16 protein-coding genes are annotated in these 13,469 nt (G+C 59.9%); 4 read left to right on the top strand and 12 right to left on the bottom strand.

Annotated elements, in window-relative coordinates; translation table 11 throughout:
* The first annotated feature begins 5 nt into the window (after positions 1-5).
* Entirely contained in the window at positions 6-1,175 is a 1,170-nt protein-coding gene (locus ABIB60_RS21720) for an efflux RND transporter periplasmic adaptor subunit (protein ID WP_354582434.1), read from the top strand.
* Between the two features lie 52 nt (positions 1,176-1,227).
* Entirely contained in the window at positions 1,228-1,842 is a 615-nt protein-coding gene (locus ABIB60_RS21715) for a TlpA family protein disulfide reductase (protein WP_354582433.1), read from the top strand.
* A gap of 137 nt (positions 1,843-1,979) precedes the next feature.
* Here ABIB60_RS21715 and ABIB60_RS21710 read toward each other — a convergent pair whose 3' ends face one another.
* The 12 genes from ABIB60_RS21710 to ABIB60_RS21655 form a co-directional block, all read right to left on the bottom strand.
* Positions 1,980-2,360 (bottom strand): hypothetical protein, encoded by a 381-nt coding sequence (locus tag ABIB60_RS21710; RefSeq protein WP_354582432.1) that lies wholly within the window; start codon positions 2,358-2,360, stop codon positions 1,980-1,982.
* Positions 2,361-2,374: 14 nt separating this feature from the next.
* The gene (locus ABIB60_RS21705) at positions 2,375-2,692 is read right to left on the bottom strand and encodes a hypothetical protein (protein ID WP_092743615.1); all 318 of its coding nucleotides are present in this window, start codon (positions 2,690-2,692) and stop codon (positions 2,375-2,377) included.
* Between the two features lie 275 nt (positions 2,693-2,967).
* The gene (locus tag ABIB60_RS21700; protein ID WP_354582431.1) at positions 2,968-3,720 is read right to left on the bottom strand and encodes a hypothetical protein; all 753 of its coding nucleotides are present in this window, start codon (positions 3,718-3,720) and stop codon (positions 2,968-2,970) included.
* 23 nt (positions 3,721-3,743) lie between these two features.
* Positions 3,744-4,031 carry a hypothetical protein gene (locus ABIB60_RS21695; RefSeq protein WP_354582430.1) on the bottom strand — a complete coding sequence of 96 codons (288 nt, stop codon included), beginning with the start codon at positions 4,029-4,031 and terminating at the stop codon, positions 3,744-3,746.
* A gap of 166 nt (positions 4,032-4,197) precedes the next feature.
* Entirely contained in the window at positions 4,198-4,851 is a 654-nt protein-coding gene (locus ABIB60_RS21690) for a hypothetical protein (RefSeq protein ID WP_354582429.1), read from the bottom strand.
* Between the two features lie 258 nt (positions 4,852-5,109).
* Positions 5,110-5,622, bottom strand: a complete 513-nt coding sequence (locus ABIB60_RS21685) for a hypothetical protein (protein ID WP_354582428.1) — start codon at positions 5,620-5,622, stop codon at positions 5,110-5,112.
* Between the two features lie 133 nt (positions 5,623-5,755).
* Entirely contained in the window at positions 5,756-6,178 is a 423-nt protein-coding gene (locus ABIB60_RS21680) for a hypothetical protein (RefSeq protein ID WP_354582427.1), read from the bottom strand.
* 56 nt (positions 6,179-6,234) lie between these two features.
* Complete coding sequence (locus ABIB60_RS21675; protein ID WP_354582426.1) at positions 6,235-6,570, bottom strand: hypothetical protein; 336 nt, start codon at positions 6,568-6,570, stop codon at positions 6,235-6,237.
* Between the two features lie 34 nt (positions 6,571-6,604).
* Positions 6,605-6,895, bottom strand: a complete 291-nt coding sequence (locus tag ABIB60_RS21670) for a hypothetical protein (RefSeq protein WP_354582425.1) — start codon at positions 6,893-6,895, stop codon at positions 6,605-6,607.
* 97 nt (positions 6,896-6,992) lie between these two features.
* On the bottom strand, positions 6,993-8,048 hold the full coding sequence (locus ABIB60_RS21665; protein WP_354582424.1) for an ArdC family protein: 1,056 nt from the start codon (positions 8,046-8,048) through the stop codon (positions 6,993-6,995).
* 577 nt (positions 8,049-8,625) lie between these two features.
* Complete coding sequence (locus ABIB60_RS21660; RefSeq protein ID WP_354582423.1) at positions 8,626-11,223, bottom strand: toprim domain-containing protein; 2,598 nt, start codon at positions 11,221-11,223, stop codon at positions 8,626-8,628.
* Between the two features lie 104 nt (positions 11,224-11,327).
* Entirely contained in the window at positions 11,328-11,738 is a 411-nt protein-coding gene (locus tag ABIB60_RS21655) for a hypothetical protein (protein ID WP_135533111.1), read from the bottom strand.
* Between the two features lie 268 nt (positions 11,739-12,006).
* On the opposite strand from ABIB60_RS21655, the gene ABIB60_RS21650 reads away from it, so the two are divergent.
* Both ABIB60_RS21650 and ABIB60_RS21645 read left to right on the top strand, forming a co-directional pair.
* A complete protein-coding gene (locus ABIB60_RS21650) occupies positions 12,007-12,783 on the top strand; it encodes a hypothetical protein (protein WP_354582422.1) in 777 nt (258 codons plus the stop codon).
* Between the two features lie 301 nt (positions 12,784-13,084).
* Positions 13,085-13,465: a hypothetical protein gene (locus tag ABIB60_RS21645; RefSeq protein WP_354582421.1), complete on the top strand. Its 381-nt coding sequence runs from the start codon at positions 13,085-13,087 to the stop codon at positions 13,463-13,465.
* Positions 13,466-13,469: the final 4 nt, after the last annotated feature.

Raw genomic sequence — 13,469 nt, 5'->3', positions numbered from 1 at the left:
TACTTATGAATGCCTTCCTGAAATTGATTGCCCAATCGCCCCGCTACACGTTCCTGCTAGCGGCGGGCCTGCTGCTGAGCGGCGCGCTCAGTAGCTGCTCGTCTGGTGCTTCGGAACCTGCGGCCGAGAAGCCCACGCCGGCCGCGCCGGCCGCCGTCACCACCTTCCGGCTGAGCGCCGCCCCGGCCGTGCGCCGGCTGCGGTTGCCTGCCGAGCTCAAGCCCTACGAGCAAGTGGACCTGTTTCCCCGCGTGGGCGCTTTTGTGAAGCAGGTGCTGGTGGACCGCGGCTCGCGCGTGAGCAAAGGCCAGACCCTAGCCGTGCTCGAAGCCCCCGAGCTGGCCGCCCAGCTGGCCCGCGCCCGCTCGCGCTGGCAGGCCGCACAGGCCAAGCTCTCCGGCACCCGGGCCAGCTACGAACGGCTATTGCGCACCAGCCAGGAGCCGGGCACCATCTCGCCCAATGACCTGGAGCGGGCCCGCGCCGAAATGCAGGCCGACCAGGCCAACGTGCAGGCCGCCTATTCCGAGCTGCAGGCCAGCCGGGAGCTGAGCAATTACCTGGTAGTACGGGCTCCGTTCAGCGGCACCATTACGGCCCGCAACGTGTCGGCCGGGGCCCTGGTGGGGCCGGGCGGGGGCCAGCCGGGCGCGCCCCTTTTCTCGCTGGAAAACAGCCGCACCCTGCGCCTGGAGGTGGCCGTGCCCGAAGCTGCGGCCGGCCAGTGGCTGCAGCCCGGCGCTTCGGTGCCGTTCACCGTGCCGGCCTTTCCCGGCCAGACCTTCACCGGCGTGTTCCGCCGCAATGCCAGCCGCCTGAGCCAATCGGTGCGCTCGGAGTTGGTGGAGATGGATGTGCCTAATGCCGACGGCCGCCTGAAAGCGGGCATGTACGCCCAGGTGCTGGTGGCCCTGCCCACCGAAGCAAAAGCCGTCGCCGTGCCCACCTCGGCCGTGTTTGCCACCCCAGACGCGCCCAAGCAGGCTCAGGTAGTGCGCGTGCAGCAGGGGCGGGCCCAGTGGGTGCCCGTGCGCAAAGGTCAGCTGCTCAGCCGCGACACCGTGGTGGTGTTTGGGCCGCTGCAGCCCGGCGATGAGCTAGTCCGGGAAGCCGGTGAGCAGGTGCCCGACGGCCAGCCCCTCACGGTCGCGAAGGGCAAGCCCGCTGGGGTTTGATATATGAACGTTTTGTCATTTGTTTAGTGTTGCGCTCTTAAATCCTTTGACCATGAATCGTAAGAATCTTCTCCAGTGGCTGCCGCTGGCTTTGTTTGCCCTCGTTTTGTTCACCCCGCTGCGCACTCCGGTTCTGGGTGGTATTCAGCGCGGCCTGCTGGCCACCGGCCTGTGGAAGGCCGAAGTGCCGGTAGCCACGGGGGCTTCGGCAGCCGCGCCCATCACGCCGACGGGCGGGACGGCCACCTATCCGCATAGCCTGCCGTTGACCACGCTAGATGGAAAATCCGTCAACCTGAGTGACCTCAAAGGCAAGGTGGTGTTCGTCAACCTGTGGGCTAGCTGGTGCCCGCCCTGCGTGGCCGAGATGCCCGGCATTCACGCATTGTACAAGAAAATGGACCCGAAAAAGGTAGCCTTCGTGATGCTCTCGCTGGATGAGAACCCCGCCAAGGCCCAGGCGATGCTCAAGCGCCAGGGCTATACCTTCCCGGTATATTTCCCCGCCGGCCCCCTGGCCCCGCCATTCGACTCCAACTCCATTCCTTCTACGGTCATTCTGGGCCCGGATGGGCAAGTGGCCGCCCGCCACGACGGTATGGCCGAGTACGACACGCCCGAATTTAAGGCGGCCCTTGATGACCTGGCCAAGCAAGTGAAAAACTAGCTCACTCAGGTATATTATGTAATTCGACCGGGCAGCTTCCGATGGGAGGTTGCCCGGTTTGCGTTACCTGCCGCACTATCCCCTGCGAATTCCGCGGGCTTTTTGACCTTCTTATGCCGTTGGGTAGTACCATCACGCTAATCTGACTCGGCATCCTGCTGTTGCAGGAAAGCCCAATCCTCTGCCGAAAGCTGCTGCTGCATAAAGGCCGTGTACCCAAGGTCGCGGCGTTCCAGCACGTGTCGTCGAAAAGCCCAACTGCTATTTGCCGCCGCGAAACCGGCGACAGTCATCGCCTGATGCATCCGGGGCGGCAGCCCGGCCAGCCAGTGCTGAAAGTCGGCCTCCGTGAGGTGGCCATCTGCTAGCTGGTGGTAGCGGTACGCCGCATTGCCCACGCGCAGCAGCTGCGCCTGCTCGGCGCGTTCTGTTTCCGGCAGTTGCTGCAACGCCTGCACCTGCTGTTCGTGCAGACGCGGGAGAGGGTGCCGGGGAACTAGCAGGTCGTCAAGGCTCATCGCAGCACAAGATGTTACTCGGCCTTGTTGAGTGGCGTTTTACGAGCGTTGGGGTCGGCTGCACACTCCTGATACACTAGCTTGGCAATATCTAAGTACGGCACTTTCAGGGCTGCAGCAAGCTTGTGTAGCTCATCCTGGGTCATGCCGCCCGGCTGGTCGTGGCGCTTATCGTAAGTGCGCGGATTGATGTTCCACAGGGCGACAATATCCTTTTTCAGCATCCGGGTTCCGTCCAGCAGTTCCGCCAGCGTCGAGGCTTTGATGGTCAGGTCGGTATTGTCTAACGTGACCTTAAAGGAAATGGGCGCGGGCGCGGAAGTGGATGCCATAAGGAGGATGAAGGGTAATACCAGCCGGAAAGTTACCTCTTTGCTTGATGCGCTGGTAAATTCGTCATTGGGGAGTACGGCAAAATATGGCCCGTTGGCGCAGTTGCCCTAACAAATTATCTCACTCGTTGCTATCGGACCTCAACTGCTGTCTGTTTCCGGCCGGCACTGTATAAATAAGTAATCGCCCCACCATTCCTTGGCGAACAAAATAGGGGCAGTGGGGAAGAAAAAACTGGCCCAACTCCCAGTGTGCGGGGGATGGGCCAGTTTGGCTAGACTGTCGGCGGGGAATGGGGCGTGAACCGGAAATCATACCAGCTGCGCACCTCTGCTAGTGTATGCGCTACGAGATAGGGAAAGGCGTGGCCCTCAATGGGCGCTATTTCGACGTAGTACCGCTGCGCCCCGTCTGGCTGCTGCCACAGGGTCACGGTGCCGTAGCCCTGGCCCTGCTCCGGGGTGGCCCGCTTGCCGGAATGGTAGGCGTATGAATCGTGCGGGTAGGTGCCCAAGTTCAACTCTACCGGCTCCCACGGGCATTCCCCGCTGCCGCCCATCTCTTCCTCAAACGCAAACCACCGGAGTAGCCCGCCCTGCGCCACGATGCGCCCCCGGTATTGCGCGGGCTGGGGCTTTATTTCAGCAGCCAGGTCGCTCAGCGTCGCGTACTCGTCGGCCTGGTCAGTGGCCGTGAAGGGCACCCGCCCCGGAATGCGAAACGGGCCGGGGTGCTGGGCGGTCACGTCCTGCACCTGGTCAACGGTGCCGGCGACGAGTTCAAGAATCCGCGGTGCCCCTTCGGCGGGCACTTCCAAGTACAAGAAGTCAGTAAGGTCTTTCCAGTTGCCAGCATCGGCCCGCTGCGCGGCATCCTGTTGGTCGGTGCCGGCAAACTCTTCTATATCATAGAAGCCATAGAAATCGGACAACTCGCCCCGGACTACAATAAGGCTACCGTTCTCGCGGTGCTGAAAATGGTAAACTGGCTGGTTGGAAGCGGGCATTTCTGGGCTGGTCTTTTTCATCGGAGTAAGGACTTGGGTAGGGACTAATAGAGGTAGTTGGGGTGAGCGGCTGGGCCTAACTCACGGGCTTCTTTCTCAAGCTGAGCGTCTTCCCATTTCTCGCTCTCGGCAATGGCCCGGGCCTTCCACTTCATCAGTTGGGCCGCGTCAGTGGATTTGCTAATCAGGTCCTCGGCCTTCTGGCGGCGCTCCGGCGTGAAAGCCGGGTGGTTCAGCACGCGCCGTAGGTTGCTGCGGGCTGACTGTACCATCAGCATCAGGCCAGCATTGGAAAGCGTGGCAACGGGGGCGGGAGTGGGGGCGGTCAGCATAGAAAGAGGGCTAAAGGGTGAGCAGCTTTGCTATACTTGTTAAACGTAAATTATACCTAAATATATGCACTTCGTACATTTATTTATGCGTTTTTTATCAGTGAGTTTCTGCGGAACGGGCACGAAAAAGCCGCCCGGTCGGGGGCGGCTTTCTTACCGGGAGCAACTAGCGCAGCTGCTCGGATTTCATTAGAACAACGGTGCCGACTACTACATCAATCGGGCTGTACTGCTCGGGCGGGTAGGTATCAAACCAAGCGGCCGTAGCCAACAAATTGAGCGCGGCCCCGCTGTATTTGCCGTTGTCGTCGATTACCAGAATATAGCCGGCAAGCGGGCCGTGCTGGAAATAGTGAATGTCCAGCGTATCAGCGCCGATAAGGGGCCGTAGCTGGTCGAATTTGAAGGTTTTGCCTTTGCTCGGGCGTATCTCGGTCAGGCTCCCATCCAGCCCCAGCACCGTGGCGGTGTCCTCAGTCGGCACCATTGCGGTACGCTGGGCCAACAGGTACTCGCCTAGCTCCCGGACGGTAGAGAATACGCGTTCGGTGCCCTCGATGCGGAACGGGCCTAAGTAGTATGCCGGCGTCGTCACCACCTGGCCGCGGGCGGTTACGCCGACCGTCGTTGCCAACAAGGCATCGCCGCGCTGGGTGACTTGCAGAAACACGGTAGCGGGGAGCTTCTTCCACCATGCGGCCACGGTCAGGTCGGCACCGGCACCGCCGTAGAACATCTGCACATTGGACAGATTGAAAAGGTGCGGGCCAACCAGAACGATAGGGTGCGCGGCGAGCTGGGGAACGGAGGTAATTTCCATATCAGAAAGGGGTTTAGGTGCGTTTCCTACTTACTTATTAAACGCAAATCACACCAAAATAGATGCATTTTATACATTTTTAATTGCGTATTTTATACCTCATTTCCCCCACTGCCCCGCTGGAATGGGCAAAAAAAGAGCGCAACAACCGGGAAGGCTGCTGCGCTCGGCAGTTTGCTGCAAGCAACTACTTACACACTATGGCCCTTTCCTTCCTAACAGACTTAGGTGTAGAGCTATTAAACAATCTATATCGGACTAGAAGCCAAACCTATCGCCATCGCCGCTATCAAAAGAGCGCATGATTTTGTCTTCATCATCCTCATCATCGTCATAATCCTTCTTTTTAGCCCGTGGTAAGTCTTCAAAGGCTTGTCTTCTATTTTTTTCATGCTTAGGCTTCATTTTAAAGAATCCTCCTGGCATGAATAGACTACCGCCTGTGTAAACCATGATTTCGCCTGTCAAAAGCCCTGAGCCCTTTAGAAGCACCCACTCGCCAGATATTATGTCCTTATATGGTATCGGAAACAATTTGGAGCCATCACTAAATTTAATCTTCCAATCACCGCCATTCGGTAGTTCAATCTCACTCTCTGCATCCACTAACTTCCACCCTCCATTGGGGTGAGGGATTAACTCGTCACCGCTTGCAAAAACATACTTGTATTTTTTAGAATCCAAGAGAACCAGTTTTCCTTGCGAATCACCTTCAATCTCAATTATCCGTCTTCCCTTTTCATCCTTGACGATGCTGTTTGCGTTTCTCATAAATGCTATTATTCTTGGATGAATTGTGGTTAAAGAGAAAAGTCGCTTTTTCTCAACAACAAATGCCTGTAATGTTTATGTGACAATCTAGTGCTAAAGCTGGAACATAAGCTACCGTCAGCACACTCTATGCTCATCGCGTAGGGATGCTGGTAGTGATTGGAACACCGGCAACGGGCAAGCCCTGCTCGGTGCGGATGCTGCGGCGGGGGCCGCTGGGCACCCTGGGCTCGAACCAATCCCGGTAGGCCGTAGTCAGCCGGTCAGCGACAACGGCCAGCCGTTCCGGGCCGCGCTGCCCGGCGTCGGCAGGGGTACGCTTAATCCAGATGTGGCAACTGCCGCACCCTACCTGGTAAGCGTCACCCATCAGTTCCCGGATTGCGCCGGCCAGGTCGCGCAAATCATTCTGGTGGCTGTGGGCCTGCACATAGCGGCGCGCCTGCTCCAGCAGCTGCTTTTCGGCCTTATTGCGGGGTTGCTGCTCAATGGCTAAATATGCCTGCTGCGCAGCGTAGGTAAGGGCGATGGGGGCGAATTTCTCGGCTTGGCTCATCGGGGTACTGGTTAGGGATGAAGAAGCGGCCGGGCTAGTCAGGCCCGGCCGGCGGCCTAGCGCTGCGGGGCGATGGCCAACGTGCGCGAGAGGTGCAGGACGTGGGCGTTGTGGAAGGCCTCGGCAAACACGCCGCGCCGGAAGTCGCCGGCCAGTTGGCCGACGTCAGCAAATTCGTAGCGCAGACCCGTATCACCCAGCGGCACCAGGTACTGGTCAGCCTCCTCGGCATTGAAGCCGCCCACGTTGCGCCCGTCGCTCAGCAGCAGCGAAACGCCGGGCCGGTGGTCGGGTCCGTCAACGAACGTATAGGTTTCATAAATCAGCCCTACCGCCTTCTCAAAGGGGTAATACACGGCCTCGCCGACGGCTAAATCCTTATATTCTGGCATGGGTAGGTAGCATAAGATGGACAGGAGAAGGGAATCATACGAGAAGCAAGGCGTATTGGCCTCCCTGCTCCTCGCGGGTCATGCGCAGGCCCTCGCGGGCTATGTCTCGGGTCGCCCGAACCAGCTTTAGCAGAGTCTCATACGCCTCGGGCGTGTCTATTTCCATCATCAGGCGCTCGGCTACCTCCTCGGTCAGCACCTCGCTGTTAATGCCTTTACCAAGCTGCTGCATCATCACCTCCACGTCGGCGATGGCGGCTATTATCCGGTTGCGGTACTGGTTCCAGCTGGGGTGCTGAATGGTGGGGGCTTCGCTGGCTTTCATCAGGAAAGAGACTAGAATTAGAGCTAGGGCTAGAATTATGGCTAGGGCTAGGAGCTTTGGGGTAGCAGCGGCTTTGCTGCTACCCCGGCCCTGAGAGCTAAGCGGCGGCCAGCCAGCTCAACTCTGCGGCAGCGTACTCGCGGCCGATGGCGTCAAGCTCGGGTGCTGCCTCGCTCGTGGCGGCCACCATCACCGCGCCGCGCTCCGGCTGCTGCAGCTGCTCGGCGGGCTGCTCCTGAGCCTGCGGCTCGTCCGGCTCGGTGGTGTGACCCAGAATCAGCTCGGCGGCTTTCTGGGCCTTGCTGGCGGCTTTGATGACTAGCTGCTTATCATTTCTCAGCCGCTCCAACCAGCTTTGGATATAGGCCACGGCGTTTTCCTCGGTCTGCTCGGTCGCAATGCCGGCGGCGGCACTCAGGAACGAAGCGCCCATTTCGGCGGTCAGCTCCTCGCGGGCATAGCTCAGGCTCTGCTTGCCTTCGCCGGCGGTCAGGTCGGCGCGGTCAAGGCGGGCCTTGTGGCCGGTGCTGTGGGTCAGTTCGTGGAAAAGGGTTTGGTAGTAGCCTTCCGACGCGGTGAACGTCTCCGGCTTGGGCATATTCACAAAGTCCAGCGAAGGGGAGTAGTAGGCGCGCTGGTGCAGGTGCTGAATAGCGGGCTTACCGTCCCACGCCTCCACAATACCTTCGGCTACCTCGCTGGGGGTGAATTCGCGCTTCTCCACTTTGGGCAAATCAAACGCAATGCCTTCGATATCCTCCACCGAAAACACAGTGTAATACTTCAGAAAGGGCATTTTCTCCTCTTTGCCGGTTTGCTTGTTCTCGCGGGTGGAAACGTTGTAGTACACCACCTGATGGCCTTTGGCACCCTTACGGACATTACCGCCCATTTCGAGGGCCTGCTTGAACGTCATGAAAAACGGCAGGGCACCGCTGAAATGCAGCAAAAACAGGTTGACACCACTGTAAACGCGGCCGGTGGCGTAGTTACGGGGCAAGCCGTAAACCGCGTTCCACGGCTTGCGCCACGGAATGATGCCGCCTTCGAGGGCCGAAATGATGCGGTCGGTTACAATCTGGTACACGTCGGGGCGGGCGGTGGTGGCCTTGCTGGTGGCTTTCTTGGCGGCGGCTTTCGTGGTCTTTTTCATGATAATCGGTTGCTGCTGTGTGTGTTGTTATATACTTATTAAACGCAAATCATGCCTTTACTGTTGCATTATATACATTTATTAACGCGCTTTTTACATAGATTTATGCCGCCTTTTTCCCCCACTGCCCCAATCGTTTCCCGATTTCGTTTGGCAGCATTGGGGCACTAATTCTGGTATTTGGGCGGGAGGGAAAAAGCGGGCCTGCAGTCGTAATGACTAACGGGAGTGAAGACAGCAGACTTGCTTTCCGGCGTGGCCCGTTGCGTGAGGGATAGGAAGGGTTTAGTCCGAAGGACCGAAGGCGTAGCCGCAGCCCTGGATAGCCCGGCCCGAAGGGACACGCCCAACTGCTGAATCCTTGGCTTATAAAAGCTATTAGTTAGCTGCTTCTAGCACCGCTGCTACTATTGAAAAACTACTCTCACGTCTCAGAAACGGGAAATTAGTGGCAACAATAAAAAATAAACCCTCCCTACAGCCGACACAAAAAAGCCGCCCTGAGAACCAGGACGGCTTTTCTTAACCGGCATTAAAACGGCGAACTCGGCGCGGTAGCCGGGCGCTTCGCGCCCGGCTACCGCGTGATTTCCTGGGTACGCTGCGGCTGGGCCATTTCGTAGCCCTTGCTGATTTCCCGGCGCTCAGCCCGGTCGCTGCTGTGCTCAATCACGCTGCTGCCTTTCTGGCTGGCCACTGCATCGAGCGTTTGGCTGACGCGGGCAATTTCAGGCTGGTCTGTTCGGTACGAAACCGTCATCTCAGAGTGGCGGATGCCCTGCGCATCAGTGGTGCTCTGAATGTCGCCGGTCTTCGCTCCGCTGCCGGCCACGGCTTCTTTCACGGCTTCAGCCTGGCCGCGGGCACCCGGCGCGGGCGCAACCTCGTCCACTTTAATAACTACCTGCTTCTCGTCGCCCTGCGGCGCGGGTACTGCTTCGGCGGCCCGGGGCTCCGGCGACCCCTCGGCTGCCGGCGTGGCCGATGCCTGGTCCATGCTCCGGTCGCGGTTGTGGGGCTGAATGGCGGCGGCCTCGGCGACTACCTGGCGCGCTGCACGGTCGGCCTCGCTCTCGCTGACGCTAACGCCGGCATATACTTCCTGGCCGGCCTCGGCCCGGGCGTTGGTGTTCGTAATGATGGCGTGGATGATGGCAATATCGGGCTGGTCGTTACGATAGGTCATATCGAACTCCGCGCGGCGGATGCCCTGCTCGTCAATCGTACTGCGGATTTCGCTCGTCTTGTAGCTGTACGAGCTGTTATCCAGCACCTCCTTCCAAGCCTCGGCGCGGCCGGTGGTGTTGGGGGCAACTTCGTCAATCTTCCACGTCGCGGTTTTCTCCTCAGCTGCCGGCACGGTGGCCAGCGCCGGGGCTGGGTTTCGTTCGGCGTAGCGCGCCCGGTCACGGTTCTCCTGCTGCTCGGTTTCATCCACCTTGCGGCCGGTGGGGGCGGGGTTATCGTTGATGTACTCTTTCAGCAAAACCAACCCCGCATCTCGGGCGTGCACAAACTGCGCGGTGTGCGCGGCGGCTTCCTGCTCGGACTGGTAGGAGCGGAACGGGCGCGGGTCCGGCGCTGTGTCGGCACTGGCGACGGCCGCACCCAGCACGACCTGATTGAATCGGCGGTCGTCCGCCTCGCGCTGCTCTTGCGCTTCCGGGGTGTTCTCGCGGCGCTGCTGCTCCTGCTGGCGCGCCAACTGGCGCTGCTCCTGCTCCTGGCGGTGCTGCTCGGCGAGGCGCTGCTGCCGCTCCGCTTCGCGCTGCTGCTCGTCGCGCTGGGCCTGGGAGCGGATTTGCTCGGCATTCAGGCCCTGCCGGGTTAACTCCAGGTCGCGGTTCCAGTCCTTTGCCACCGGGTAATCTACCCGCAGAAATGTCTCCTGCTGGCGCTCCGGCTCCGGGCGTAGCTGTTCGCGCTGCCGGTATAGCTCGTGGGTCAGCACCTCCAACTGCGCGGTGTCGGCTTTGGCCACCGACAACCGTAGCACCGTCTCACGGTCGGAACTGCGCTGCACCTCCAGGGCAATGGTGGGGCCGGCTTCCTGGGTGCCGTTCATCTGGCCTACCCGGTCGCTGAGTTGCTGCACCTGCTGCGCGCCGGCTTCAGCCGAGTCGTGGTGATAGGTCACTTTCAAGCCCGTGTGGTACTTGTCGCTGGTGGCGTGCCACTGCACCGGCCGCGTCGGCTCTTTGTAGGCTTCCTGCTCGGCCACGGGCACCAGCGGCCGGGCCGGGTGCAGCTCGTTCAGGTAGTTCATGTTGAACTGCCGCCCCCCGGCGTCGCGGTCGTTGGCCAATACGACCTCCCGGGGCTCCTGCTTGTCAATCACCCGCTGAATCAGGGCTACCTGGGCCTCGGTCGGTGTGCCGCTGGTGGCAATGTAGATGGTGTTTTTCTGGTCCTGGCCGCTTTTCAGCTGGTGGTGGGACAACGAATCAATGGCCGACTCGCTGACGATGATGCGCTCTACCTGAGTGCCTTTCCCCTCGGTGGGGTGGGATACCCAAATACCGTTTTTAGGCAATGGAAGCAGGTTTTTGTAGTGCTCGTTCTTCTGCTCGACGCTGACCAGCCCTTCGGCGTTGTATAAGGGAAAGGCCGTGTTCTTATGCTCGTTCTGCTGCGCGGTGAAGATGCGGCCCTGAAAAGCCGGGCTGTCGATAGTCTGGTCCTCGATGCCCCGGCCGTGCAGGTACGTGCGGTCGGTCAGTTCCCGCTTCACGCCCAGCACCTCGGAAATCAGCCGCGTCCGGCGGTCTTCCTCGGCCTGGCGCTCGTGGTCAGGGTTGCCAACGGGCAACGCGTTCAGCCGGGTCACGTCGGCGGCCGGGGCGTAGGCACGAGTTGGGGCAGGCCCGTCATTCAGATACTCGCGTAGCTGCTGGCGGACCTGCCCCAAATTAAGCCCGTGGCCATCACCGCCCCGGGTTTTCGCAAAATCAATGACGCTGCCCTTGTCCCGGTCGTCGCCGGTATTGAGGTACACCTGATGGTCGTCTTTGCGCGTGACGATGAGCACCTCCCCGTCTTTTTCGAGCTGGTGCCAGTCGCCGCGCTTGCCTTCCTTTTTTATCTGGTAGCCCTGCCGCTCGGCGTAGTCTACGAGGTCAATATCACGCTTGAACCGGTCAAGCTCGTTGGGGTCGTTCTCACGGTGTGCATTCATCGCGGGTAGCTTACTGGTGGTCTTAAATGACCAGTAGCTCCGGGCGGGGAAAGAAAAGCGGTGAGAAGTACCGCTCGGCTACCAGGAAGGCTATCCGGTCGTGGTTACGGGGTAGGGGATTCCGCGCCGCCCGTGGGGGCTTCGGATTCGGGAAGGGGAGGGTTGCCACTGTCAAAGCATTTGAGCTGCTGCTGAAAAGTGGTCAGGGCTTCTACCGTAGGAAACAGGAAGCGGGGACTCTGGCTGTTGGGGGGGATGCGGATTACCTCCGTATCGACGGCCAGGCTGCGGAGCAGGCGCTGTAGTAAGCGCGGCTCTTCGCGTTTGAGGGAGTTGTTTTTCAGGCCAACAATGCTGGTGTAAGGAAGCTCGTGCTGTTCGCAGAACGACTTCAACTCCCCCTTAGCCAGCATCAACAGGCGGAATTGGGCGTAGCGGATGGCGTCGGCATAGGGGACGGAAAGCTTTAGGTCGGGGAAGCCCAGCGGGGCCGAAATGTGTGGAGATGGTACCATGTAAACAGTTGGTGTTATAGTGCAAAAGGTGTGAGTGGACAGATGCTTACGCAAAGAATCCACAAAGACACAAATTGCAGCTAAACGCTGCAAACAGGTAACTCAAAAAGCCAAAATAGTACGATTAGCCGCCGGTCAGCTTGATGGGTGCTGAGGCTGCGGAAACGAACTAGTGCGGCTAACGCAGAAACTTTTAAGAAGTTTAAAAGAATTACTTTAGAAATCTTTCAGAACTTTATCAGAACACAGGGCGTAAAGCATCGCCAGTATGCAAGCTGCCCTGTTCTTCCTGCTGGTACTTCTACCCCTCGCGGCCCTGTTGGGGCTGGTGTGGTGGCGCTTCACCGGCAGCGGGAAGGGCAAGCCGGAGGTGCTGGTAGCCACCAGCAATCACCGGTCGGTGCGCTCCTTTCACTATGGGCCAAAGCCAACGCCCACGCCGGCCGAAGCCGCGCCGCCCGTGTCAGCCGACAACCCCATCTCGCGCTTGATGCCCGAAGAGGATTTCCGGGCCAAGGAGGAGCAGGAGCTACAGGCGGAAGCGGACCGCATGGAAGCCGACCAAATCACGGCGCGGGAACTGGCGACTACGGAATCTGCGGCGGATGCTGCAGCTGAGAATGAGGCCGCTATGACGACAGCAGAGGTGCCGGCCACTGAGGAGGCAGAGGCCACGCCGACCGATGGTGCGCCACCGGTAGTCTCTTCGGTTCACGCGCTAGGTACGGCGGCAGTGTCGGTTTTTGATAGGCTTGGTATCGACGAGCCGGAAAGCCCGACCACTACGGGCATGGAAGAAGCGGCAGTTCCAACTATTGAAACGGCCTCTACGGCTGACACTGCGCATTCAGCCCCGGTAGCTGCGGCAGATGATGCCGTGCCGGAATCCCTCTATGACAACCCGATTACGACGGCTGCCCCGACCAAAAATGACCAAGCCAATCAGCTGAAGCAGGTAGAGCTACGCCAGCGCAAGCGGGCAGCCCTCGCGGCCAAGAATGCCAGCCAGAAAGCGGCGCTGACGGGGCTGTATCCCGGAAAGTAAGCCGGCCCGGCGGCCGGCACCCGGCCTACTTACGAGCAACTACTCATTCTCATTTCTACCCTCCCGCTATGCTACCTCACTCATCCCCGCTACCCGCCGCTCCGGCCTTCCCACTTCTTCCAGTGCCCGCCCCATCCGCCCCCAACTGCTTTTAAGCACCGGGCCAGACCTGTCTGGCCCGGGCGATGCCGCGTGCCAGCCCTACGCCAGCCAGCCAACTGCTGCGCTGCGCCTAATCCGTTTTCCACCGCTTCCGGGGAGATAAGCGCCCTCACACTCCATTTCCAACACCCTTTCTCCCATGTTCACCAAACCCCTTTCCCTGGCCAAGAAATTGGCTGTTGCCGGACACGCCTACCAACCATCCAATGCAGAAAAACGCGCCTACGCCGTGCTGACGGCCCTGGCGTTGTCCAACCGGGCGGCTTTTGCCCAAAGCGGTAGTGCCCAAGGTGCCCTCGAAGGAGTGCAGGAAACCGTCGTGGGCATTGTGCAGGTCATCTTCGCCATCGTGCTGGTTATCGGCCTGATTCGCGTGGTCATGAAGTTCGTGCAGGGTGCCCCGGATGCACTCGGCTCTTTGGGCTGGCTCGTCGGCGGGGTAATCCTGTGGTTCGGTTTCCAGCTGTTCAAGGACGATTTGGTAGGGGCCGTAGGCGGCGGCGAAGGTGGCGTACGCTAAGCCC

Origin of the sequence: Hymenobacter sp. UYP22, from assembly GCF_040547285.1 — a bacterium.
Taxonomy (GTDB): Bacteria; Bacteroidota; Bacteroidia; order Cytophagales; family Hymenobacteraceae; genus Hymenobacter.
This window is presented reverse-complemented; position numbering and strand designations above follow the sequence as displayed.